Genomic DNA, 21,249 nt, shown 5'->3' on the forward strand with positions numbered 1-21,249 from the left:
GCCATACCCGGTTACGCTGGGGTGCCCAGCTCAGAAGGTGTGCGGGGCGCGGCAGTTGGGAACAGCCCGCACAGGTACTCGCGCGCGATGGGGGCGGCAGTGGCGATCGACGGATTCGGACCGGGGGCTCAGATCCCCCTGCAGAACGCGGGAGGCGGCACGGGCGCGACGAACGCGCTCGCCTCCGCCGCGTACCGGGACAGCCCTCTGAAGACGATCAAGGAAGCCGACAACGAGCTCTACAAGACCACGGTCAAGGAAGGGAAGTGGGGTCTCTTCAGCCCCGATCTCGGTGAGGCGTTCTCCCACGCGGTCCAGGTGCGGATGCTGGGCGGCGGCCGCAAGGCCCTGATCCAGTCCTTCGGGGCGGAGCCGCAGCCGATCGTCGAGCACTGCCTGGCCGCCACCCACCTCCGCAGGCAGCGCGACGTGAAGCTGACCATGGTCACCTTCTTCTGCGGTGTCCTCTTCCTGCCCGGCCTGCTGCTGTGGCTCGCCGTCATCCAGCTGCGGCGCCTCGTCGCCGGCGCCGAGAACAGGCGGCACAGCGCCCTTGGCACCGCCCTCCTCTGGGCCGCCGGTCTCCTCGCCGTGCTCGTCCTGGTCAAGCTGCCCTTCGGCGGGATCCTGCCGAACTACCTGCGCGCGATGGTCGTCGCCCCGGTCGTCGGCTGGTACCTCGCGAGCCGGATCTGCCGCAACGCCGCCGCAGACCTGCGCGAGCGCTGGGCCGGCCTGCTCGGCGGCGGCGGGATGGGCCCCCACGTCCCCAAGTCCGTCCCCCAGGACCCGGGCGAGAAGTCGGCTGAGGCGCTCCGGCTCAACCTGGAGAAGCTGTCGGCCGAGCAGCAGTCCAACATCGTCTTCTACGCCGGCACCAAGGGGATCCTGGGCCTCGGCACCCGCTGGGGAAGCTGGACGCTCGCCGAGGAGCTGGTCCCCCAGCCCGGCCGGGACCTGCACCCCTTCCGCGCCTGGGACGTCATCCGCAGGATCCACGACGAGCTGACGCTCCTGGAGCGCGGCTCCCTGAAGACCGGCTTCCCCAAGCCGACCGTCAAGCACTGGATCGTCTCCCCGGTCGGCGAGGGCGCGGACGAGGTCACCCGGCCCGAGGGCGACGACATCGTCCACTACCAGGTGAAGCCGCACGAGATACAGCGCATCTGCAACGACCAGCAGTTCGGCGCGGGCAACCGTCACTACCTCGGCGTGCAGTTCACGCTCTGGGACGGCAATCTCGTCCTCACCATGATGGTGACCGTCACCTCGCTCCACCACACGCTCCGGATCGAGGTCACCGGCCACGCCCTCGGCCCCGTGCACAGCCTCTTCACCACCAAGCCGAAGGCGAACACGCGGGAGGTCTCCAAGACCGTCCGCTTCTGGGAGACGAAGGAGATCCAGCAGCCGCTGCTCGGGACCAACGACATCGTCCGGCTCGCGGTGCGCGCGCCGTTCACCTGGTACCCGCCGGTCCTGGAGTTCCTCGGCGGCAAGATGACCCTGCCCGAGCCGTTCGGTCTGCGGCACGTCTGGGCCGGGCCGCTCTGGAAGAACCGCTTCATGTCCGACGACGCCATCCGCATGGCCACGCCGGTCCTCCGGGCCGTCCACGCCGCGACGCTCAGGGTGCTCGACGAGCACAACGTGGACACGGAGCGCTTCGTCAACCGCTCGCTCGTCCTCAGCGGCAACGTCCAGGACCCGGGCCCGAAGAAGGCCGACGTCTACGAGGCGTGACCCGGGTCCTCCACGGCGCTCAGGGGTTCACAGGGTGGCCGGCCAGGCGTCGGCCAGCATCTTCCGGGTGTCGGCGAGGAGTTGGGGCAGCACCTTGGTGTGTCCCACGACCGGCATGAAGTTCGTGTCCCCGCCCCAGCGCGGCACCACGTGCTGGTGCAGGTGCGCGGCGATGCCGGCGCCCGCGACGGCGCCCTGGTTCATGCCGATGTTGAAGCCGTGCGCGCCGGACGCCGCCCGCAGCGCGACCATCGCGCGCTTGGTGAAGGCGGCGAGCTCGACCGTCTCCGCCTCGTCGAGGTCGGTGTAGTCGGCGACGTGGCGGTACGGGACCACCATCAGGTGACCGCCGTTGTACGGGTAGAGGTTGAGCACCGCGTACACACCCTGGCCGCGCGCGATCACCAGACCGTCCTCGTCCGACTTCGACGGGATCACGCAGAACGGACAGCCGTCCTCGGACCCCGGCCCGGTCGGCTTGTTCTCGCCCTGGATGTACGCCATCCGGTGAGGCGTCCACAGGCGCTGGAACGCGTCCTGCGTCCCCACTCCGATCTGCTGCTCCGGCTCAGTCGTCATGTCGAGCAGCATATTGCGTCGTCCGTTCGGAACGTGTCGCCGGGGCGGAAGATCCATGCAGCGGCCATGCTGATCCGGTGAGCGTCAGCACCGGAACCGCCCCGGCTGGAACGCGGGGACCGCCGCACCGTTCTCTTCGTGGCTGATCCAGGCGTTCACCCGCGAGGAAGAGACGGGGGACGGGAAGAGGCCCCCGGGGCATTCCCCGGAGGCCTCCTGAACGGCTCAGGCCATCAGACCTGGACGCGGTCCTCGACGACCTTGGCGAGCTTGGCGATCGCCTCGTCGACGGGGATCCCGTTCTCCTGCGAACCGTCGCGGTAGCGGAAGGAGACGGCGCCGGCGGCCATGTCCTCGTCACCCGCGATGATCATGAACGGGACCTTCTGCTTCTGGGCGTTCCTGATCTTCTTCTGCATCCGGTCCGAGGAGGAGTCGACGTCCACCCGCAGGCCCTGCTTCTTCGCCTTGGCGGCGAACTCGTGCAGGTAGTCGACGTGCGCGTCACCGATCGGGATGCCGGTCGCCTGGACCGGGGCCAGCCACGGCGGCATCGCGCCCGCGTAGTGCTCCAGGAGCACGGCGAAGAAGCGCTCGATCGAGCCGAACAGCGCGCGGTGGATCATCACCGGGCGCTGCTTGGTGCCGTCCGGCGCGGTGTACTCCAGGTCGAAGCGCTCCGGCAGGTTGAAGTCGAGCTGCACGGTCGACATCTGCCAGGTGCGGCCGATGGCGTCCCGGGCCTGCACCGAGATCTTCGGGCCGTAGAACGCGGCGCCGCCCGGGTCGGGGGTCAGCGGGAGGCCCTGCTTCTCGGCGACCTGCTGGAGGACCGCGGTGGCCTCCTCCCACACCTCGTCCGAGCCGACGAACTTCTCCGGGTCCTTGGTCGACAGCTCCAGGTAGAAGTCGGTCAGACCGTAGTCACGGAGCAGGTTGAGGACGAAGGTGAGGGTGCGGTCGAGCTCCTCCGCCATCTGCTCGCGGGTGCAGTAGATGTGCGCGTCGTCCTGGGTGAAGCCACGCGCCCGGGTCAGACCGTGGACGACGCCGGACTTCTCGTACCGGTACACGGTGCCGAACTCGAACAGGCGCAGCGGAAGCTCACGGTAGGAGCGCCCGCGCGCGTCGAAGATCAGGTTGTGCATCGGGCAGTTCATGGGCTTGAGGTAGTAGTCCACGCCCTCGTCGAGCTGCATGGGGGGGTACATGCCCTCGGCGTACCAGTCCAGGTGGCCGGACTTCTCGAACAGCTTGCCCTTGGTGGCGTGCGGCGAGTAGACGAACTCGTAGCCCTCCTCCTCGTGCCTGCGCCGCGAGTAGTCCTCCATGACCCGGCGGATGATGCCGCCCTTGGGGTGGAAGACCGCGAGGCCGGAGCCGATCTCGTCCGGGATGGAGAAGAGGTCGAGCTCGTTGCCCAGCTTGCGGTGGTCGCGCTTCTCGGCCTCGGCCAGGAAGTCGAGGTGGGCCTTCAGCTCCTCCTTCGACGGCCAGGCGGTGCCGTAGATGCGCTGGAGCATCGGGTTCTTCTCGCTGCCGCGCCAGTAGGCGGCCGCGTTGCGCATCAGCTTGAACGCCGGGATGTTCCGGGTGGTCGGCAGGTGCGGACCACGGCAGAGGTCCTTCCAGCACAGCTCGCCGGTCTTGGCGTCGAGGTTGTCGTAGATGGTCAGCTCGCCGCCGCCCACCTCGACGTTCGCCCCGTCGTCGGTCGACGCGGAGCCCTTGATGCCGATGAGTTCCAGCTTGTACGGCTCGTCCGCCAGCTCCTCGCGGGCGGCCTCGTCGGTCACCACGCGGCGGGCGAAGCGCTGGCCGCGCTTCTGGATCTCCTGCATCTTCTTCTCGATGACCTTGAGGTCCTCGGGGGTGAAGGGCTTCTCGACGTCGAAGTCGTAGTAGAAGCCGTCCCGGACCGGCGGGCCGATGCCCAGCTTGGCCTCGGGGAAGAGCTCCTGCACGGCCTGGGCCATGACGTGCGCGGTCGAGTGGCGCAGGATGTCGAGACCGTCCGGGGAGGAGATCTCGACGCCCTCGACGACGTCGCCGTCGGCGAGCTCGTACGACAGGTCCTTCAGCTCGCCGCCCACGCGGGCGGCGATGACGGTGCGGTCGTCGGCGAACAGGGCGCCGGCCGTGGTGCCCGCGCTCACCGCCCTCTCCTCTGTTTCCGAGGCGGACTGGACGGTCACACGGACATCAGACACGAATGCTCCATACATAAGGGCGCTGACAGACACGAGGTGCCGGCGCCGGCGACGCGCGGCAGAGACGAGGTGCCGCGTCGTCACTGATCCTACCGACCGGTCCGCACCGCCCGCGAAACGGTTTCCGCCGTCGCCTCGCTCCCGACCGGGCCCTCAGTCCTCGTCGGGCCCGCACGCCTCCTCGAAGAAGTCCAGGTTCTCGTGCAGGGCCTTGAGGAGCCGGTCCCGTTCCGCCTCGTCGACCTGGACGGGGACGACCCCGGAGGCGTCGGTGAGCCGGCGGAAGCCGCCCCGGCTCTCCAGGCGGCCCACGACCCGGATCGGGAGCCCGACGAGGTGGGCGTGGCCGGCCGTGCGGTACGCCTCCTCGTCGAGGGCGACCCGGACGTGCGGCACCTCCGCGCCACCGAGCACCCGGAGCCGTACGATCCCCTCGCCGCGCGGCCCGGAGCGGCGCATGCGGACGACGGCGCCGGTGAGCCGGACGGGCACGGAGGGCTCGTCGGTCAGATAGCGGGCGCTCGCCTCCCGCAGCGCGGGCAGGTCGCCGGGCGAGAACTCGACCGGTTCGGGCCGGGCCGCGCACCCCTGGGGCGCCCCGGCGGCCGGGGACCATGCCAGGGCGATACGGGCGCCCTCGGTGCCCCGGACGAGGGCGACGAGCGCCTCGGTGAGCTCACGGCTGACACCCGCCTCGACGGCGGTGTCGAAGGCGTCCATGCCGCCGGTGGCCCGCTGGTAGTCGGTGGCCTCGCGGGCCGCGTGGAGCGCGTGGTAGAGCCGGACCGCAATCGGGCGGCCCGGTTCGACCGGCAGGAAGGCGGTGAGGCCGCGGCCACCGGGCGGGGCGCCGACGACGACGGTCTCCAGGGAGGCCCGGGCCGCTCGGCGGTGCCGGGCGCCGTGGTAGCCGGCCCGGCCGCGCACGGCGAGGGCGCCGGCGAGGAGGAGCTGGCGGGCGGCGGACCGGAGCTGTTCCTGCACGGTCCAGGGGACGGTGCCGGCCGGGCCCGGGGGCACGTCGCGCCACCAGCGGATCTCGTCGCTGGGTACGGAGAGGCCGGTGAGGACCTCGCGGGCCGAGGGCGTGGCGCTGCGGGCGAGGGCGGTGAGCGCCTCGCCGAGCAGGTCGTCGCAGTCCGGGAAGGCGCGGCTCTCCGGGACGAGGAGGCTGGTGCCGGTGCCGCCGCCGGGCGGGGTCCAGCGGCTGTACCGGCCGACGGCGCCGCCGCGCCGCCGCCAGCCGTGGCGGGCCAGGAGGGCGCCGAGGACCCGCGGGTCGACCCTGCCGGGGTCGGGTGCGCCCTGGGTGTCGGCCCAGGGCCCGAGGGGCGGGGCGGGGACGCCGGTCCAGGGTCCGGGGGTCTCGCCGGGTGCCGGGTGGGGCCGGCACGGCGGGGGGACGGGGCCGCTCCCGGCCCCGTCCCCCTCGTGCCCGAACCCCGGTTCGTCGATCGGTCGGTGCATCAAGGTCTCCCTCCCACGCCGACCCGGGTCATGATCTCGCAGAGTGCCCGGTCGTCGAAGATCCGCGTCGTCGGGACGCGCACGGTGGTCCGGCGGCGTCCCGTGACCGGGTGCCCGGCCAGGTTGATCCAGTAGCAGCAGTGCCGCAGGTCGAGCCGGTCGTGGCTCGCCCTCAGCCAGTCCTCCGGTGACCTCGGGACGAGCATCACGACCAGGATCTTGTGCACGGACACCGGCGTCCGGGCGAGTTTCACCAGGTGGTCGTTGTCGAGGGTGAACGAGAAGGCGCTCCCCGGGGGGCGCGGCGGTATCTGGTAGGTGCACTTGAGCTGCACCTTGATGGTCACCTCGTCGTCGACGGTGTGCCCGGGGGCGCTGTGGCTCACGTGCCAGTCGATGCCGTTGTCCGGAAAGGGCTGGGACAGCGAGCAGCCCGCCGCGGCGGCGACGGCGTGCAGGTATCCCACCTGAAGGGTCTCCATGCAGGCGGTGGTGGCGAGTGAGCCGCGCGTCGGTGCCGCCCGCTGGGGCGGCAGCCCTCCCGACTCGGGCTGGGCGAGCGCCATGTCGTCTTCCTTCCCCGTCCCTTGTGTTGTGACCGGTCCGCGTACGACGCAAACAGTCCGGGTATCACCGTTTCGGGGCAGGGGGTTGGCCATCTGCCGCAGGTGTGCAGGGAGTTCGCGGATGTCGATGCACTGGTACGAAGGGCCCCTGGCCGCTTTCGACACGGAGACCACGGGAGTTGACGTCGAGGAGGACCGGATCGTCTCGGCCGCCCTCGTCGTGCAGGACACGGCAGGGGCGCGGCCGCGGGTGACGCGCTGGCTGGTCAATCCCGGCATACCCGTGCCGGAAGGGGCCACGGCCGTCCACGGTTTGACGGACGATCACCTCCAGCGGTACGGGCGGTGGCCGGCGCCGGTGATGGAGGAGCTGGCGCGCGCGCTGGCCGAGCAGTCGGCGGCGGGGCGGCCGCTGGTGGTGATGAACGCCCCGTTCGATCTGACGATCCTCGACCGCGAGCTGCGCCGGCACCGGGCCTCGACGCTGGGCGACTACACGGCGGGCAGCCCCCTGTGCGTGCTCGACCCCCGGGTCCTCGACAAGCACCTGGACCGCTACCGGAAGGGCCGCAGGACGCTGACGGACCTGTGCGCGCACTACGAGGTGGAGCTGGCGGGCGCGCACGACGCGGCGGCGGACGCGGCGGCGGCGTTGGAGGTCGTACGGGCGGTGGCGCGGCGCTTCTCGTCCCGCCTCGAGCGGCTGACGCCGGCGGAGCTCCACACGCTCCAGGCGGTGTGGCACGCGGCGCAGGCGCGGGGGCTCCAGGCGTGGTTCACCCGGCAGGGGACGCCGGAGACGGTGGACCCGGCGTGGCCGCTGCGGCCGGAGCTGCGGACGGCGGCGTGACGGGCGCGGCATGACAGAGGCCGGTCCGTCTTTCGACGGACCGGCCTCTCCCGGTGGGCGATACTGGGATCGAACCAGTGACCCCTTCGGTGTGAACGAAGTGCTCTCCCGCTGAGCTAATCGCCCGGGAACGGGTTGAACCATACAGGCCCTCACACCTCTGGTTCAAACCGCGCGCAGGTGGGCCGCGAGTCCACGCCGTCCGGCACGCATCATCAGGGCGTGGTTGGCGCGGAAGACCGGCCGTCCCGGGACGGCCAGGGCCCGCAGCAGCCGGGCGCGGACCTCGACCTCCTGCTCGTACAGGACGTGGGTTCCGGTCCCTTCGGGGCTGAGGGTCCAGCGGGCCCATCCCTCCAGGTCCCCGCCGAGGCCGATCTCCAGGACGCGGGCGGCCGGGTCGCCGCGCAGGGCCCGGGCGGTGACGACGAGGTCGTACGGGAGGAGGGAACGGAAGCGGGCGGTGCCGGTGGTCTCGTCGAGGGGGACGACCTCGCGGACCTGGGGCCACCAGCGGGGGTAGTCCTCGGCTCGTTCGAGGACGGTGTAGACGGCGTCGGGCGGGGCGGGGAGCCGCCAGACGCAGCGGAAGCGGTACCGGCACCAGTCCATGCCCCCAGTGTGGACGTACTCAGGCGGGAATCTGAGTACCGGGACGCATTCCCGCCGGCGGTGGCCGCGGCCACACTCCGGGTATGGACAACTCCCTGCCGCCCGCGGACGAGCTGGCGCTCGTCGACCGCGAGCTGGCGCAACTCGACGCGCGCCGATCCCAGTTGCTGGCCCGCCGCGCCTGGCTGGTCCGGGCGCTGTACCCGCCGGCCGCGACGACGGGGCCGCTCCGGCCACGGCCACCGGTCGCGGACTCGACGCCCCGGAGCGCGCAGAACGTGCTGCTGATGCTCGGCGGCACCCTGCTGACGATCGCGGCGGTCGCGTTCACCCTGGTGAGCTGGGGCTCGATGGGGATCGGCGGCCGCGCGACGGTCCTCGCCGTGGTGACCGGCACGGCGCTCGCGGCACCGGTGGCGCTGCTGCGCAAGGGCCTGGTGTCGACGGCCGAGTCGGTGGCGGCGCTCGCTCTGGTCCTCATGGTGCTCGACGCGTACGCGCTGCACCGGGTGGCGCTGCCCGGGGCGGACGGCCTGGGGTACGCGGCGGTGGCGTCGGCGGTCCTCGCCGGCGCGTGGACGGCGTACGGCTCGCTGCTGTCCCGGCTGCGGATCCCGCTGCCGGTGGCCGTGGTCGCGGCGCAGCTTCCGCTGCCGCTGGGAGTCCTCGCGGCGGGCGGCGGCTCGACGGCCTTCGCCTGGGCGGCGCTCCTCACCGCGACGGCGGACGCGGCGGTCGTGCTGTGGACCCGGCCGGCGGCGGTCCGGATCACGGCGGGCACGGCCGCGGCCGCACTCGGCGGCTGGGCACTGCTGACGGGTGGGCGGCTCTCCCTCGTCACGCCGGGGAGCGCCGCACCGCTCCTCCTCGCGGGCGCGGCGGTGGCCCTGTACGCGGCCTGGCGCGCCCCCGCCTTCGCGACGGCCGCCTCGGCGATCGCGGGCCTGTCCGTCGTGGCGGCAGCCGGCGGCCTCCTGCGCACGACCCTCCCCACCGACTGGACGGTCCCGGCCTACACCCTGTCCGGCCTCCTCCTGGCCACGGTCTGGCGTCTGGGCGTCACACCGGCGCCGAGCGGTGAGCGGCTGCGCGGCGCCCCGGTGCGGGTGCCGTACGGGATCCGGCTCGGTCTTGCCGGGGCGGGCGCGGGTGTGGCGGCGCTCGGAGTCGTGTGGGCGCTGCCGCCGGTCGTGGCGGGGCTCCTCGGGCCGCTGGTCCGGACGACGGACGTCTGGTCGGGAGAGCACGCCACGCGCGCCCTGACCTCCTACCCGGCGACGGCGGTCCTGGTCCTGGCGGTGGCCGTCGCCGGTCTCGCGGCACTACCCCGGCTGTGGGCCCGGAGCGGTGCCCTCGCGCTGGGCTGGGCGCTGCTGACGGCCCTGCCGGTCTCCTTCGGCCTGCCGTACGCGGCGACGCTCGCCCTCCAGCTGCTCACGGCGGCGGCCGCCCTGTGGCTCGCGGTCCGTCCGGCCCCCCTGACGCGCGGCCTGCCCCCGGTCACCGTTCCGACGGAGCGGCCGACCGGTCACCCCGACACGCCGGGAACGACCACCGCGGAGACCGGTGGACCGGCCCTCCCGCCGCTCTCCGGGCCCGGCGTCTCCTGGCACGCGTGGGCGCCCTCCCCGTCCCGGGCGCAGAATCCCGAGCCCGGCAGTGTCCTCGGGTGGACGGCGTACGTCGGTGGTCTCGCGTCCGCCGTGAGCGCGCTCGCTCTGGCCCTGGACGTGCGGGGCGCCACCTTCGCCGCGCTCGGCGTGGTCCTGGCGCTCTTCGCGGGGGTCGCGGCGCTCGGTGCGGACGCGCGCCGGGTGGTCTCCGCCTGCGGGGCGGTGCTCGCGGCGACGGGGCTCGTGTTCGCCGTGGCGGCCGCCGGCGGGTTCGCGGACCACTGGACGGCGCTCGCGCTGCTGCTCGTCCCGGCGGGGACCGCGGCCCTCGGGTCCAGGGCGCCGCGCCCGGTGGCCCTGGCGGTCGAGATCACGGGGGCGGCCGTGGGGCTGCTCGCCCTGGGGATCGCCGCGTCCCGGCCCGCGTTCCTCGCGCTCGCGCTGGCACTCGGCGGCGTGATCGCGGCGGCGACGGCGCTGCGGCCGGAGCGTCGGCGGTTCGCCTCGTGGACGGCGGCGGCACTGTTCCTGCTCGCGACGTGGGTGCGGCTCGCGGTCTGGGACGTCACGACCCCGGAGGCGTACACGCTGCCGGTGACGGTCCCCGCCCTGGTCGTCGGGTTCCTGCGGCGGCGCCGGGACACGGATGCCTCGTCCTGGACGGCGTACGGCCCCGGTCTCGCGGTGACGCTGCTGCCGAGTCTGATCGCGGCCTGGACGGAACCGGGGTGGGCCCGCCCGCTGGCCCTGGGGGTCGCGACGCTCGCGGTGACGCTGCTCGGCGCCCGCTTCCGGCTCCAGGCGCTCCTGGTGCTCGGCGGCGCGGTGCTCGCCCTGGACGGGCTGCACGAACTGGCGCCGTACGTGGTGCAGGCGGTGGGCGCGCTGCCGCGCTGGCTGCCGCCTGCCCTGGCGGGGCTGCTGCTGCTCGCGGTGGGCGCCACGTACGAGCAGCGGCTGCGGGACGCCCGGAGGCTGCGGGAGCGCGTGGCGCGGATGCGGTGAGACGCCGAAGGCCCGGAGACGGTGTTCCGTCTCCGGGCCTTCGGGCCGGGTGGTGGGCGATACTGGGATCGAACCAGTGACCCCTTCGGTGTGAACGAAGTGCTCTCCCGCTGAGCTAATCGCCCCGGCGCACCGCAAACATTACCGCATGTCAGCGGCGCTTCCGAACCGGCGGAAGGTCACTCCTCGATCTTCCACGGCATGACGAAGCCGAACTTCCACAGATAGACGCCGAGCAGCGCCGCGATGATCACCAGGCCGATGCTGGTGAGGATGATGTTCCGGCGGCGGACCTTGGGGTCGAGGGCGCGATGGGCGGCCTCCGTGACCTTGCGTTTGGTCCAGCGGAGGACGAGCTGGGCCCAGACGAACTCGGTCGCCCAGATCGCCATGCCGCCGAAGATGACCAGCCAGCCGGGGCCGGGGAGCGGCAGCATGACCACTCCGGCGCCGACCACGGCGAGTCCCACGATGAAGACGCCGACCTGCCAGCTGAGATGCAGGCCTCGGCGGGCCTTGATGAACTCCGGTGCGCGGGATCCCAGTCCGGCTTCCTCGCCGTCCGCGGAATCCCCCGTGCGCTCGTCACTCTCCGCATTCATGGCTCCCAACTTACCGGACGGGGAGCCCCCACCGGAATGGCGGTATTACCGCAGGTCACACGCGCCCATACGAGCTACCTGAACACTCACAAAACCGACAGAGGGGTTTACAACGGCACCGGAGGTGGCATGTCGATTTCGCCGACGTGCGAATCCCCGAGCGCACACTGAGCGAAAGGCCCTGGCGCTTATGAACACCACGGTCAGCTGCGAGCTGCACCTGCGCCTCGTTGTGTCGAGCGAGTCCTCACTGCCTGTACCCGCGGGCCTGCGGTATGACACGGCCGATCCGTATGCCGTGCACGCCACCTTCCACACCGGAGCCGAGGAGACGGTCGAGTGGGTCTTCGCCCGCGACCTTCTCGCCGAGGGGCTGCACCGGCCCACCGGCACGGGCGACGTCCGCGTCTGGCCATCCCGTAGTCACGGTCAGGGAGTCGTCTGCATCGCATTGAGCTCCCCCGAGGGAGAAGCCCTGCTCGAGGCCCCGGCGAGGGCCCTGGAGTCGTTCCTGAAGAGGACCGACGCCGCCGTGCCACCGGGCACCGAGCACCGGCACTTCGATCTCGACACGGAGCTCTCCCACATCCTGGCCGACAGCTGAGCCAGGCCGAGAGCCGCACGGCGCCGTCCGACTCGGGGAGACGGCGCCGCGTGGTCAGTCACATAGGCACGAGATCCGGCGCCCACCACCGCGCAGCCGGCGCGGTGGTGGGCGCCGGTGTCGTTTTCCGGGGCGCTAAAGTCAGCGCCATTCCGCGGGCACCCGCCCGCGGCCGGCCAGGGAGCGAATCGTGCTGATCCCCCACGACACCAGGATCGCCCTCGACACCGTCGTCGATCTCATGAACACCGCCCCCCAGGGCGAGCGCGCCGACGAGCTCGCGAGCCTCCCGGAGCTCCACGACTTCCTGCGCGCCCACGAGGTCAGCGGCGTGGGCGAGCTCGGCCCCGCCGACCTGCGCGCCGTGCGCGAGGTGCGCGAGAAGTTCGCGGCGGTCTTCTCCGCCCCCGAGGCCCGGATCGCCGCTCCCCTGATCAACCAGCTGGTGGCGGGCGCGGGCACCACCCCTCAGCTCACCGACCACGACGGCTACGACTGGCACGTGCACTACTTCGCGCCGGGCGCCTCGGTCGCGGACCACCTCGCGGCCGACTGCGGCATGGCCCTCGCGTTCATCATCGTGGCGGGCGAGCAGGAGCGGCTGCGGCGCTGCGAGGCGCCGGACTGCGGCCGCGCCTTCGTGGACCTCTCACGCAACCGCTCGCGCCGGTACTGCGACAGCCGCACCTGCGGCAACCGACTGCACGTGGCCGCGTACCGGGCGCGCCGCAAGGAAGCCGCGGGCTGACCCCGGGCCGGGCCGGGCAGGTCAGAGCACGAAGAGATCGTGCACCGCGGCCATCAGCAGCAGACAGCCGATCACCCCGAGGAAGATCATCAGTGGGGGTTGGGAGAGCGCGAACAGGCAGCCGCGCGGCTCTTCGGCAGGGGCGTCGGGGGCGGCGGGTGCGGGCTCCCGCGAGGTATCCAGCATCTCGGGGGGATGATGGCGCACCCCGCACCCGGCGAACCCCGAACACGCGCCACCACGCGGGCAGTTCATCCCTTCCCGTGGATCAGGGAACAGAGACGGACACCGGAATCGCCAGAAGTGATCAGATTCCGTGCTTCTTCAGAATCGCCTCGATGTCGCTGAAATCCTCGCCCGCGGGCTGCCCCGCCTGCGGCTTCGCCGGCACGGCACGTGAGGGCGCCGACGCGGCCGGCGCCACGGCTCTCGTCCCGGCTCCCCCACCGGCCACCTCACGGCCGGCCCGGCGCCGCTCCACGGCCCGCGTCGACAGGAAGAGCAGCCAGGCGAGGCCGAGCACACCGAAGCCGGCCCAGGCCACCGGACTGAAGGCCGTGCCCGCGATCCACTCGACCGCGCCCGTCATCACCAGGCCCAGCGGCACCAGGGCGTAGGCCGCGATCCGCGCCGCGGTCAGGAACCGCTTCCGGTACGCCGAAACCGCGGCGATGCCCAGGCCCGCCGCGGACACCGCGGAACAGATGGTCTCGGCGAGCATGCGATCCTCCAGGGGCAGGGCGGTACGTCCCTTCCATCCTGCACCGCCCGAGCCACCCGGGGCCATGTCCCTGGCCCTGTCTCAGGGAGATCTCCGGGTCGTCCCGGCGGGGATCTCCTTCCCGGGTCCCGATGAGGGAGACTGCTGCCATGAACGACTCCACCACCGCACCCGCCTCCCCCGTCGTCCTCGAGGCCTGGTTCGACCTCCAGTGCCCCGACTGCTTCCGGGCCCTCGACGACGTCCGCGCGCTCCGCGAGAAGTACGGCGACCGGCTCGACGTACAGCTGCGCCACTTCCCGCTGGCCAAGCACAAGCACGCGTACGCCGCCGCCCAGGCCGCCGAGGAGGCCGTCGAGCAGGGCAAGGGCTGGCCGTACACGGAGGCGCTGCTCGCCAGGACCGCCGAACTCGGCGAGCGGGGCGAGCCGGTCCTCCTGGAGGTGGCCGCCGAACTCGGCCTGGACGCCGAGGAGTTCGACACCGCCCTGATCGACGGCCGGCACCTGCTGACCGTGGACGCCGACGAGGCCGAGGGCAAGGCGATCAAGGTCACCGGCACCCCGACCTACGTCATCGGCGGCGAGCGCCTGGACGGCGGCAAGAGCCAGGAAGGCCTGCGGGAGCGGATCGAGGAGATCGCGGACCGCCTCCTGAGCGCCTGAGCGCCTGACCGCCCCACCGCCTCCTGTCCGCCCCACCGCCTCCGCTTCGGAGCGCCGGACCGCTCGCCGTCCGAGCACCCGACCGCCTGAGCCCGCCCGCCCTTGGCCGCTCCCGCCGCTAGAGCAGGGGCTTCGCGCTGTTGACGAGCGTCGTGCGGTAGCCCAGGGACTCGTAGAGCCGGATCGCCGGGGTGTTGCCCGCGAAGACGTGCAGTCCGAGCAGGTCCTCCCCGGCCTGCCGCGCGACCCGCTCGGCGAGCAGCATGAGCGCCCGGCCGTAGCCGCGCCCGCGCTGCTCCGCGCCGACCTCGATGTCGTACACGAAGGCCGCCCACCGCCCCGGTTCCAGCTCGATCCGGCCGGTCCACAGGTGCCCGGCGGGCCGCCCGTCCCGTACCACGACGTGGATCGCGACGCCGGGGGTGGCGAGGCCCTCCGGCAGGTACCTGCGGTGGCTGTCCTCGGCCTTGGCGCGGGCCTGGTCCTCGGGGACGCCCCGGTCGATCCAGCTCTGCGCGAAGCCCTCCTTGGCCCGCGCCTCCCACACGGCGTACTCGTCCTGGGCCATCGGCCGGACCTCGACGCCCCCGGGCAGCTCGGGGGGCTCGGCGGCCAGTTCCTTGACCATGTTCCGGCTGCGCTCGGTGTAGCCGAGCGAGCGGGCCATCCGCAGCGCCGCCTCGGCGTCGGCGGGCACCGATATCTGCACCTCGGAGCAGCCCCAGCCCCGCAGCACCTCCTCGGAGGCGAGCGCCGCGACCGTGCCCCGGCCGCGTCCCCGGTCCGGCTCGTCGATCCGGAGCCCCTCGATCACGCCCGCCGCGGCGCCGAAGGCGGGATCGGTCGAGACGTGGACGGAACCGACGCGGCGGCTGTTCACGCATACGTCGTAGCTGCGCGCACGGCCGCCGCCGGGCGTCTGCTGAAGCGGCTCGGACGGCCGCAGAGTGGTGGTCATCATGGGTGTTGTACCCATCGGGCCGCCGCCCGTCATTCGCATTTACGCGAGCCGGCCCCGGGTTACGCGAACCGCGGGTCCCGATCGGCGGCCGCCCGCTCGTCGAAGACCCGCATCGCCTTGGCGGTGACGGGGCCGGGGGCGACCGCGAGCTCACGCCCGTCGACCCGGTGCACGGCCTGGACGTCGCGGAGGGTCGAGGTCAGGAAGATCTCGTCGGCGCTCTCCAGCACCTCCAGCGGCAGGTCGGTCTCCTCGGCGCCGGTCCACGCCACGGCGAGGGCCCGGGTGATGCCCGCGAGGCAGCCGGAGGAGACGGGCGGGGTGAGGATCCGGCCGTCGACCACGACGAAGACGTTGGAGCCGGTGCCCTCGCAGAGCTGCCCCACGGTGTTGGCGAAGAGCGCCTCGGATGCCCCCTGCTCGCGTGCCCTGGCGAGGGCGACGACGTTTTCGGCGTACGAGGTGGTCTTGAGACCGGTGAGGGCGCCGCGCTCGTTGCGCGTCCAGGGGACGGTGATCACGGCGGTGGAGTCGGGGCGGCGTCCGGTCTCGCCGAGGGCGACGACCAGGCTCGGGCCGGCGTCGCCGCGCTCCGAGCCGAGCGGGGACAGACCGCCCGTGTACGTGATGCGGAGCCGGCCGAGCTCCATCGGGTTGGCCTCCAGGACGGCGGCGCAGGCGCGGCGGACCTCGTCGAGGTCCGGGTCGGGCAGTCCGAGGCCGCGGGCGGAGCGGGTGAGGCGCTCCAAATGCAGGGTGAGAGCGAACGTTTCGCCGCGCTCCGCCTTGACCGTCTCGAAGATGCCGTCGCCGACGGTCAGTCCGTGGTCCAGTACGGAGACCTGGGCGGTCTCCGCGTCGTGCAGCCCGCCGTTGACCCAGAGTTTCATCGAGAAGTGGCCTTTCCGCTCGCCTCACAGGCGCCTGACTCGTAGGCGCCCGACGCTATCGCGACCAGCCGGTCCGCCTTCAGCTCGGTCTCCTCCCACTCGCGCTCGGGGTCGGAGCCCCAGGTGATCCCGGCGCCCGTGCCGAAGCGGAGCACGCCCTCGGGGCGGTCGATCCAGAAGGTGCGTATGCCGACGGCCAGCTCGGCGGTGCCCGCGTCGGCGTCGACCCAGCCGATGCCTCCGCAGTACGGGCCGCGGGGCGCCGTCTCCAGGGCCTCGATGATGCGCAGCGCGCTGGACTTGGGCGCGCCGGTGACGGAGCCGGGCGGGAAGGTCGCGGCGAGCAGCTCGGGCCAGCCGGCGTCCTCGCGGAGCAGTCCGGTGACCGTGGACACGAGGTGGACGAGGCCGGGGTGCTCCTCGACGGCGCAGAGTTCGGGGACGGCGACGGTGCCGGTCTCGCTGACCCGGCCCAGGTCGTTGCGGACCAGGTCGACGATCATCACGTTCTCGGCGTGGTCCTTGGGGAGGAGGTCGGCGGCGGTGCGGCCGGTCCCCTTGATCGGGCCGGAGGAGATCAGGGCCCCCTCCCTGCGCAGGTACAGCTCGGGGGACGCGGTGGCGATCTCCACGCCGTGGGCGGGCAGGCGGATCGTTCCGGCGTAGGGAGCGGGGTTGCCCCGGGCCAGGAGTGCGGTGAGGGCGTCGACGTCGGCCCCGGCCGGGTCCGGCAGGGGGGCGGTCAGCACCCGGCAGAGGTTCGCCTGGTAGACCTCGCCGCGCGCGATGTGCTCGCGCACGCGCCGTACGCCCTCCGTGTACGCACCGCGGTCGAGCGAGGACGTCCAGTCATCGGCGGCGGGGCCGCGCCAGGCGCCGGGGACCGGCGCCGGGACCGGGTCGGGCCGGACGTCCCCGAAGCGCGCGCAGGTCAGGCGCCCTTCGAAGTCCGCGCAGACGGCCCAGAAGCCGGCGGAGTCCAGGGCCTCGGGATCATGGGTGACGTCCCGGAGGTCGGTCGCGACGAGGCCGCCGAAGCGGGCCAGGGGAGCAAGGTCGTGCACGCATCGAGTCTAGGGTCCGGCGGGGCGGGGCACGCTGTCGTGCGGCGGGGCCTGATGGGCCCGTGCGGCGGGAGCGGAACCGAGGGGCGCGCACGGTGGTGCGCCGGGGGCGCTCGCGGCGGGGGCTCCCCGCCACCTCGGGGACACGGCGAGTGAACACCGCGCGAACCCTCCGGCAGGTCCGGCCGGGCGCGGTGAAGGGCGTGCAGGTCAGCACGCTGCGGAAACGCGTTTTTGTACTGGCCCGGGAATCCGCTAGAGTTCAACTCGTCGCCGGGACGCGCAAGCGGAACGGAAACGACAAGCGGACGTGGCTCAGTTGGTAGAGCATCACCTTGCCAAGGTGAGGGTCGCGAGTTCGAATCTCGTCGTCCGCTCGATGTGGGGGATCTTCCCGGACCCCCGTATTCACTCCTGGTGGAGTGGCCGAGAGGCGAGGCAACGGCCTGCAAAGCCGTCTACACGGGTTCAAATCCCGTCTCCACCTCCAAGGACGATTAGCTCAGCGGGAGAGCGCTTCCCTGACACGGAAGAGGTCACTGGTTCAATCCCAGTATCGTCCACTGGATCTTCGGGTCCTGGATCTTCGGATCCCCCGCGCGATTAGCTCAGCGGGAGAGCGCTTCCCTGACACGGAAGAGGTCACTGGTTCAATCCCAGTATCGCGCACCACAGTTCACGCACCCCTCGGGTGCGCCCGCGCGATTAGCTCAGCGGGAGAGCGCTTCCCTGACACGGAAGAGGTCACTGGTTCAATCCCAGTATCGCGCACACAGTACAAGCACCCCCGGGTGTACCCGCGCGATTAGCTCAGCGGGAGAGCGCTTCCCTGACACGGAAGAGGTCACTGGTTCAATCCCAGTATCGCGCACCAGACGTAAGAAGCCCCCGGCCGCAGCTCGCGGCCGGGGGCTTCTTCGTGCCCCCGTCAGGAGGAGAAGAGCATCCGCCCGAAGCCGCCCTTGCGGTAGTGGCCGCCGTGGTGACCACCGTGGTGGCCGCCCTGGTGCGGGGCGCCCCAGGCGGGCGCCGCGGGGGCACCCTGCGCTGGGTAGGCCGGCGGGGCGGGCGGGGCCTGCTGGACCCACTGGGACTCCAGGCGGGTCAGGGCCTCCAGCTCTCCGTAGTCCAGGAAAATGCCCCGGCAACCGCTGCACTGCTCGATCTGGACGCCGTTGCGGTTGTACGTGTGCATGGCCGCATGGCACTTGGGACACTGCATGCTCGGCTCAACTCCCTGACATTGCCGTTCGAATAGTGGCTTCACCTTACGTGGACGCCGAAAGGGCCTACCCGGTTCGATGTCCGGCGATGCGGGCACAGGTGTCGATCATCACTTCCTCGACCTCGTCGAGCGGTCGCTGCCCCGCCGTGGCCTTCGCGAGGGCCAGAGCGGCGGTCTGTACCGTCAGCGCCCGGGCGGGCACGTCGAGCCGCGTCCACGGGTCGGCGTCCACGGCGGGGCCGCCCGCCGCCCGGTACGCGCCGAGGAACCGTGACCAGACCTCGGGCGGCAGGAGACCGGCCGCGAACCAGGCCGCGGGCCGGGCCAGATCCCAGGCGGGGTCGCCGAGGCCCAGGTCGTCGATGTCGATGAGCCGCCAGGGCGCGTCGATGCCGGACCGGGGACCGGTCGCGGCCTCGTGGCGAGTGGCCCGGACCAGCTGGCCGAGGTGGAAGTCGCCGTGGCAGAGGAGCCGGTGAGCCGTCGCCGGGTCATCGGGGACCGTCCGCCAGGCAGCCAGGACGGTGACGGTCGCCGGGTGGTCCGGAGCCGTACGGCGCATCCGGTCCACCGCGAGCGCGACCTTCGCGGGGGCCCGCATGTCCGGGAGGCGGTCGGCGCAGCCGGGCGGGGGCTGCGTGCGGTGCAACAGGGCGAGGAGGCGCGCCGCCTCCTCCCACGGTGCCGCCTCGGGGTGCTCCGGGTCGACGGGCGGGCCGTACGGCCAGACGGTGACCGGGCGGCCGTCGAGCGTGTCGGGGCCGGACCGCGGCAGCGGCAGGGGCGGCAGGAAGACGCCGGCGACGTCCTCGTGTGCGGCCAGGGCTAGCCGTACGCGATGGGCCTCCGGGTCGGTGCCGGGCTCGTGCGCCTTGGCGACGAGCGTCCCGTGCCGCACGACGGTCCCGTCGTCCCGGTCGGCCAACACCCCGACGAGGGCGCCCGCGCAACGGCAGGGCGCGCCGGTGGGATGGGCGGCGGTGCGGGCGAGGGCGGCGAGGCGGTGGAGGGGGCCCCGGCCGCCGGGCGGGGAGGGCGAGGCGAGGGGTATCGGGGGTGCTGAGTCCACCCCGGGAGCGTACGGGGTGGGTGATCGCCCCGGCCGCCGCCGGGTGCGGTCCTGCCGGGGAACGCGCGAGGGCCGGTCAGCTCCCCAGCTGACCGGCCCCACGCTGCCGTCCGCCGCACCCCCGTCCCCACGGGGCTGATGGCCGGATGTCCCGACCCGGGCCGCTCTCCCGGGTCCGGGGCGCTGTTCAGCGCCCCAGCATCACGCCCACGGACGACGCCTGTGTGACCACCGCTTCCCAGCCGCCGAAGACGACCACGAGCAGGGCCGCGAGAGGGAGGACCATGGCGGCGGCCACCAGGGGGTGACGGCGGCCGGCAGGCCGGGGGGTCGTCCGCGGTGCCGTGTAGGCCATGGTTCCTCTCCTGTCGTGTCTGGCGCGGCGGGTACGTGACCTCGGGGGACGAGTGCTGCACCCGCCGCTTGACCTCCACACTAGGGAGCGGGAAGCGCCGGGACGTCATGCCCGCGTACCGACTTCCGGGCCTCCCGGAGGATGACGCCCGCCCGTGCGACGTACTCCCCTGGGTGGAGACGGGGGCCCGGAAGCCGGGGTCTTCCCGGAGGGGACGACGTGCGAGTGACATCGCTCACTTCCCCGGGCGCCGGGCGAACGAACAGGAGCGCGGGCCGGGTCCGGCGGTGCCGGGAGGGGCCCTCCGGGGCGTCCGTTCGCATTCGTGTCCGTACGTCAAGTGGGTTTCCGGGCAGGGGGGTTGGGCGCCTCCGCCGACGCCGCCGCTCCCCCGGGGTCCCCCTCAGTACTGACAATCGATCCCGGTGCGAGGGCGCGGCCTATGAGCGCGTGCGGGCGCCACTACGTAAGCTGTGCCACGTCGAACGGACGAGGGGACGGACATGGCGATGATGCGGCTCCGGCGCGAGGATCCGCGGATCGTCGGGTCGTTCCGGCTCCACCGCAGGCTGGGTGCCGGCGGGATGGGCGTCGTGTACCTGGGGTCCGACCGGCGCGGCCAGCGCGTGGCGCTGAAGGTGATCCGGCCCGACCTGGCCGAGGACCAGGAGTTCCGCTCGCGGTTCGCGCGCGAGGTGTCGGCGGCCCGGCGGATCCGCGGCGGCTGCACGGCCCGTCTCGTCGCCGCCGATCTGGAGGCCGAGCGGCCCTGGTTCGCCACCCAGTACGTGCCCGGCCCCTCGCTGCACGACCGGGTCGCCGAGGAGGGCGCGCTGCGCGCCGCCGACGTCGCCTCGATCGGGGCGGCGCTCTCGGAGGGCCTCGTCGCCGTCCACGAGGCCGGGGTCGTCCACCGTGACCTGAAGCCCTCGAACATCCTGCTCTCCCCCAAGGGCCCCCGCATCATCGACTTCGGCATCGCCTGGGCCACCGGCGCCAGCACCCTCACCCACGTGGGCACGGCCGTCGGTTCGCCCGGCTTCCTCGCGCCCGAGCAGGTGCGCGGTGCGGCGGTCACCCCGGCCACCGACGTGTTCTCGCTCGGCGCCACCCTGGCGTACGCGGCGATGGCCGACTCCCCCTTCGGGCACGGCAGTTCCGAGGTCATGCTCTACCGCGTGGTGCACGAGGAGCCGCAGCTGCACGGGGTGCCGGACGCGCTGGCGCCGCTCATCAGGGCCTGCCTCGCGAAGGATCCGGAGGACCGGCCCAGCACGCTTCAGCTGTCCATGCGGCTCAAGGAGATCGCGGCGCGGGAGGCCCAGGGGCTGCCGGCCTCCCGGCCGCCGGTGCAGCGGGAGCGCGCCGAGGAGCGGAACACCGTGCGGCCCACCGAGCGGTACACCGACCGGGACGTGCCCGGCCGTGGGCCGGAGCGGGGGTCCGAGCGCGGCCAGGGGCGGGGGGGCAATCCCTCGTCCCGGCCCTCGGGGCCCCGGACCGGTGGCTCGCGCGGGCCGCAGTCCCGTCCCGGGACCCGGCCCGGCGCCCGCTCCACGTCGACGGGCCGCCGCCCCGCCAACCCCCGGCTGCTGCGGCAGCGGCTCTTCGTCTTCGTGGTCGTGACGCTCGTCGTGGCCCTCGGCATCGCCGCCGCGCAGGCCCTTCAGGGGTAGTCCTCGAGCGGGCCCGGCCAGTGC

21 protein-coding genes and 8 tRNA genes are annotated in these 21,249 nt (G+C 73.0%); 13 read left to right on the forward strand and 16 right to left on the reverse strand.

Annotated features, from left to right (window positions below):
- The first annotated feature begins 87 nt into the window (after positions 1 to 87).
- The gene (locus tag ACZ51I_RS25470) at positions 88 to 1,743 is read left to right on the forward strand and encodes a hypothetical protein (protein ID WP_468879969.1); all 1,656 of its coding nucleotides are present in this window, start codon (positions 88 to 90) and stop codon (positions 1,741 to 1,743) included.
- A gap of 27 nt (positions 1,744 to 1,770) precedes the next feature.
- Here the strand turns inward: ACZ51I_RS25470 and ACZ51I_RS25475 are convergent, their stop codons facing one another.
- From ACZ51I_RS25475 to ACZ51I_RS25490, 4 genes are all read right to left on the reverse strand, one after another.
- Positions 1,771 to 2,334 carry an HIT family protein gene (locus ACZ51I_RS25475; protein ID WP_468879972.1) on the reverse strand — a complete coding sequence of 188 codons (564 nt, stop codon included), beginning with the start codon at positions 2,332 to 2,334 and terminating at the stop codon, positions 1,771 to 1,773.
- Between the two features lie 221 nt (positions 2,335 to 2,555).
- The gene (thrS, locus tag ACZ51I_RS25480; protein WP_468879974.1) at positions 2,556 to 4,532 is read right to left on the reverse strand and encodes a threonine--tRNA ligase; all 1,977 of its coding nucleotides are present in this window, start codon (positions 4,530 to 4,532) and stop codon (positions 2,556 to 2,558) included.
- Between the two features lie 153 nt (positions 4,533 to 4,685).
- Positions 4,686 to 5,999 carry a hypothetical protein gene (locus ACZ51I_RS25485; RefSeq protein WP_468879977.1) on the reverse strand — a complete coding sequence of 438 codons (1,314 nt, stop codon included), beginning with the start codon at positions 5,997 to 5,999 and terminating at the stop codon, positions 4,686 to 4,688.
- On the reverse strand, positions 5,999 to 6,565 hold the full coding sequence (locus ACZ51I_RS25490) for a DUF4365 domain-containing protein (protein ID WP_468879980.1): 567 nt from the start codon (positions 6,563 to 6,565) through the stop codon (positions 5,999 to 6,001). Before ACZ51I_RS25490 ends, ACZ51I_RS25485 begins: the two co-directional genes overlap by 1 nt.
- A gap of 121 nt (positions 6,566 to 6,686) precedes the next feature.
- On the opposite strand from ACZ51I_RS25490, the gene ACZ51I_RS25495 reads away from it, so the two are divergent.
- Positions 6,687 to 7,415 carry an exonuclease domain-containing protein gene (locus tag ACZ51I_RS25495; protein WP_468879983.1) on the forward strand — a complete coding sequence of 243 codons (729 nt, stop codon included), beginning with the start codon at positions 6,687 to 6,689 and terminating at the stop codon, positions 7,413 to 7,415.
- Positions 7,416 to 7,469: 54 nt separating this feature from the next.
- Here ACZ51I_RS25495 and ACZ51I_RS25500 read toward each other — a convergent pair.
- Positions 7,470 to 7,541: transfer RNA gene (locus ACZ51I_RS25500), tRNA-Val, on the reverse strand.
- Positions 7,542 to 7,580: 39 nt separating this feature from the next.
- A complete protein-coding gene (locus tag ACZ51I_RS25505) occupies positions 7,581 to 8,027 on the reverse strand; it encodes an SRPBCC family protein (protein WP_468879986.1) in 447 nt (148 codons plus the stop codon).
- Positions 8,028 to 8,110: 83 nt separating this feature from the next.
- Here ACZ51I_RS25505 and ACZ51I_RS25510 point away from each other — a divergent pair, with 83 nt between their 5' ends.
- On the forward strand, positions 8,111 to 10,645 hold the full coding sequence (locus ACZ51I_RS25510; RefSeq protein ID WP_468879989.1) for an SCO7613 C-terminal domain-containing membrane protein: 2,535 nt from the start codon (positions 8,111 to 8,113) through the stop codon (positions 10,643 to 10,645).
- Between the two features lie 50 nt (positions 10,646 to 10,695).
- Here ACZ51I_RS25510 and ACZ51I_RS25515 read toward each other — a convergent pair.
- Both ACZ51I_RS25515 and ACZ51I_RS25520 read right to left on the reverse strand, forming a co-directional pair.
- Positions 10,696 to 10,770, reverse strand: a tRNA-Val gene (locus ACZ51I_RS25515).
- A 54-nt stretch (positions 10,771 to 10,824) separates the two neighbouring features.
- On the reverse strand, positions 10,825 to 11,247 hold the full coding sequence (locus ACZ51I_RS25520) for a TIGR02611 family protein (protein WP_468879991.1): 423 nt from the start codon (positions 11,245 to 11,247) through the stop codon (positions 10,825 to 10,827).
- Positions 11,248 to 11,437: 190 nt separating this feature from the next.
- Between ACZ51I_RS25520 and ACZ51I_RS25525 the strand changes: the two genes are divergently transcribed.
- The gene (locus ACZ51I_RS25525; RefSeq protein ID WP_015032345.1) at positions 11,438 to 11,851 is read left to right on the forward strand and encodes an SsgA family sporulation/cell division regulator; all 414 of its coding nucleotides are present in this window, start codon (positions 11,438 to 11,440) and stop codon (positions 11,849 to 11,851) included.
- Between the two features lie 190 nt (positions 11,852 to 12,041).
- A complete protein-coding gene (locus tag ACZ51I_RS25530) occupies positions 12,042 to 12,599 on the forward strand; it encodes a CGNR zinc finger domain-containing protein (protein ID WP_468879994.1) in 558 nt (185 codons plus the stop codon).
- 21 nt (positions 12,600 to 12,620) lie between these two features.
- Here the strand turns inward: ACZ51I_RS25530 and ACZ51I_RS25535 are convergent, their stop codons facing one another.
- Positions 12,621 to 12,785 carry a hypothetical protein gene (locus tag ACZ51I_RS25535; protein WP_468879997.1) on the reverse strand — a complete coding sequence of 55 codons (165 nt, stop codon included), beginning with the start codon at positions 12,783 to 12,785 and terminating at the stop codon, positions 12,621 to 12,623.
- 121 nt (positions 12,786 to 12,906) lie between these two features.
- Positions 12,907 to 13,320, reverse strand: a complete 414-nt coding sequence (locus ACZ51I_RS25540; protein ID WP_468879999.1) for a hypothetical protein — start codon at positions 13,318 to 13,320, stop codon at positions 12,907 to 12,909.
- A gap of 149 nt (positions 13,321 to 13,469) precedes the next feature.
- Here ACZ51I_RS25540 and ACZ51I_RS25545 point away from each other — a divergent pair, with 149 nt between their 5' ends.
- Positions 13,470 to 13,985, forward strand: coding sequence for a DsbA family protein (locus tag ACZ51I_RS25545; RefSeq protein WP_468880002.1), 516 nt, complete (start codon positions 13,470 to 13,472; stop codon positions 13,983 to 13,985).
- Positions 13,986 to 14,103: 118 nt separating this feature from the next.
- Here the strand turns inward: ACZ51I_RS25545 and ACZ51I_RS25550 are convergent, their stop codons facing one another.
- From ACZ51I_RS25550 to ACZ51I_RS25560, 3 genes are all read right to left on the reverse strand, one after another.
- Complete coding sequence (locus tag ACZ51I_RS25550) at positions 14,104 to 14,943, reverse strand: GNAT family N-acetyltransferase (RefSeq protein WP_468880005.1); 840 nt, start codon at positions 14,941 to 14,943, stop codon at positions 14,104 to 14,106.
- 62 nt (positions 14,944 to 15,005) lie between these two features.
- Positions 15,006 to 15,836 (reverse strand): aminotransferase class IV, encoded by an 831-nt coding sequence (locus ACZ51I_RS25555; protein ID WP_468880008.1) that lies wholly within the window; start codon positions 15,834 to 15,836, stop codon positions 15,006 to 15,008.
- Entirely contained in the window at positions 15,833 to 16,900 is a 1,068-nt protein-coding gene (locus ACZ51I_RS25560; RefSeq protein ID WP_468880011.1) for a chorismate-binding protein, read from the reverse strand. Before ACZ51I_RS25560 ends, ACZ51I_RS25555 begins: the two co-directional genes overlap by 4 nt.
- Positions 16,901 to 17,204: 304 nt before the next feature.
- Here ACZ51I_RS25560 and ACZ51I_RS25565 point away from each other — a divergent pair.
- The 6 genes from ACZ51I_RS25565 (at position 17,205) to ACZ51I_RS25590 (ending at position 17,774) form a co-directional block, all read left to right on the forward strand.
- Positions 17,205 to 17,277, forward strand: a tRNA-Gly gene (locus ACZ51I_RS25565).
- 39 nt (positions 17,278 to 17,316) lie between these two features.
- Positions 17,317 to 17,390 (forward strand) — tRNA-Cys (locus ACZ51I_RS25570).
- Between the two features lies 1 nt (position 17,391).
- Positions 17,392 to 17,463 (forward strand) — tRNA-Val (locus ACZ51I_RS25575).
- 34 nt (positions 17,464 to 17,497) lie between these two features.
- A tRNA-Val gene (locus tag ACZ51I_RS25580) sits at positions 17,498 to 17,572 on the forward strand.
- Positions 17,573 to 17,599: 27 nt separating this feature from the next.
- A tRNA-Val gene (locus ACZ51I_RS25585) sits at positions 17,600 to 17,671 on the forward strand.
- A 28-nt stretch (positions 17,672 to 17,699) separates the two neighbouring features.
- Positions 17,700 to 17,774: transfer RNA gene (locus tag ACZ51I_RS25590), tRNA-Val, on the forward strand.
- A 54-nt stretch (positions 17,775 to 17,828) separates the two neighbouring features.
- On the opposite strand, the gene ACZ51I_RS25595 is transcribed toward ACZ51I_RS25590, so the two are convergent.
- The 3 genes from ACZ51I_RS25595 to ACZ51I_RS25605 form a co-directional block, all read right to left on the reverse strand.
- Positions 17,829 to 18,122 (reverse strand): TFIIB-type zinc ribbon-containing protein, encoded by a 294-nt coding sequence (locus ACZ51I_RS25595; protein WP_468880014.1) that lies wholly within the window; start codon positions 18,120 to 18,122, stop codon positions 17,829 to 17,831.
- Between the two features lie 67 nt (positions 18,123 to 18,189).
- Positions 18,190 to 19,176, reverse strand: a complete 987-nt coding sequence (locus ACZ51I_RS25600; protein WP_468880534.1) for a phosphotransferase family protein — start codon at positions 19,174 to 19,176, stop codon at positions 18,190 to 18,192.
- 205 nt (positions 19,177 to 19,381) lie between these two features.
- Complete coding sequence (locus ACZ51I_RS25605) at positions 19,382 to 19,549, reverse strand: hypothetical protein (protein ID WP_468880016.1); 168 nt, start codon at positions 19,547 to 19,549, stop codon at positions 19,382 to 19,384.
- A gap of 503 nt (positions 19,550 to 20,052) precedes the next feature.
- On the opposite strand from ACZ51I_RS25605, the gene ACZ51I_RS25610 reads away from it, so the two are divergent.
- Positions 20,053 to 21,225 carry a serine/threonine-protein kinase gene (locus tag ACZ51I_RS25610; protein WP_468880019.1) on the forward strand — a complete coding sequence of 391 codons (1,173 nt, stop codon included), beginning with the start codon at positions 20,053 to 20,055 and terminating at the stop codon, positions 21,223 to 21,225.
- The last annotated feature ends 24 nt before the right edge of the window (positions 21,226 to 21,249 follow it).

It is taken from the genome of Streptomyces sp. NPDC034084, assembly GCF_055575535.1.

Coding starts and splice junctions, on each gene's coding strand:
- ACZ51I_RS25470 (WP_468879969.1), top strand. CDS start 88: ATGGGGGCGGCAGTGGCGATCGACGGATTCGGACCGGGGGCTCAGATC.
- ACZ51I_RS25475 (WP_468879972.1), bottom strand. CDS start 2,334: ATGCTGCTCGACATGACGACTGAGCCGGAGCAGCAGATCGGAGTGGGG.
- ACZ51I_RS25485 (WP_468879977.1), bottom strand. CDS start 5,999: ATGCACCGACCGATCGACGAACCGGGGTTCGGGCACGAGGGGGACGGG.
- ACZ51I_RS25490 (WP_468879980.1), bottom strand. CDS start 6,565: ATGGCGCTCGCCCAGCCCGAGTCGGGAGGGCTGCCGCCCCAGCGGGCG.
- ACZ51I_RS25495 (WP_468879983.1), top strand. CDS start 6,687: ATGTCGATGCACTGGTACGAAGGGCCCCTGGCCGCTTTCGACACGGAG.
- ACZ51I_RS25505 (WP_468879986.1), bottom strand. CDS start 8,027: ATGGACTGGTGCCGGTACCGCTTCCGCTGCGTCTGGCGGCTCCCCGCC.
- ACZ51I_RS25510 (WP_468879989.1), top strand. CDS start 8,111: ATGGACAACTCCCTGCCGCCCGCGGACGAGCTGGCGCTCGTCGACCGC.
- ACZ51I_RS25520 (WP_468879991.1), bottom strand. CDS start 11,247: ATGAATGCGGAGAGTGACGAGCGCACGGGGGATTCCGCGGACGGCGAG.
- ACZ51I_RS25525 (WP_015032345.1), top strand. CDS start 11,438: ATGAACACCACGGTCAGCTGCGAGCTGCACCTGCGCCTCGTTGTGTCG.
- ACZ51I_RS25535 (WP_468879997.1), bottom strand. CDS start 12,785: ATGCTGGATACCTCGCGGGAGCCCGCACCCGCCGCCCCCGACGCCCCT.
- ACZ51I_RS25540 (WP_468879999.1), bottom strand. CDS start 13,320: ATGCTCGCCGAGACCATCTGTTCCGCGGTGTCCGCGGCGGGCCTGGGC.
- ACZ51I_RS25545 (WP_468880002.1), top strand. CDS start 13,470: ATGAACGACTCCACCACCGCACCCGCCTCCCCCGTCGTCCTCGAGGCC.
- ACZ51I_RS25550 (WP_468880005.1), bottom strand. CDS start 14,943: ATGACCACCACTCTGCGGCCGTCCGAGCCGCTTCAGCAGACGCCCGGC.
- ACZ51I_RS25555 (WP_468880008.1), bottom strand. CDS start 15,836: ATGAAACTCTGGGTCAACGGCGGGCTGCACGACGCGGAGACCGCCCAG.
- ACZ51I_RS25595 (WP_468880014.1), bottom strand. CDS start 18,122: ATGCAGTGTCCCAAGTGCCATGCGGCCATGCACACGTACAACCGCAAC.
- ACZ51I_RS25605 (WP_468880016.1), bottom strand. CDS start 19,549: ATGGCCTACACGGCACCGCGGACGACCCCCCGGCCTGCCGGCCGCCGT.
- ACZ51I_RS25610 (WP_468880019.1), top strand. CDS start 20,053: ATGGCGATGATGCGGCTCCGGCGCGAGGATCCGCGGATCGTCGGGTCG.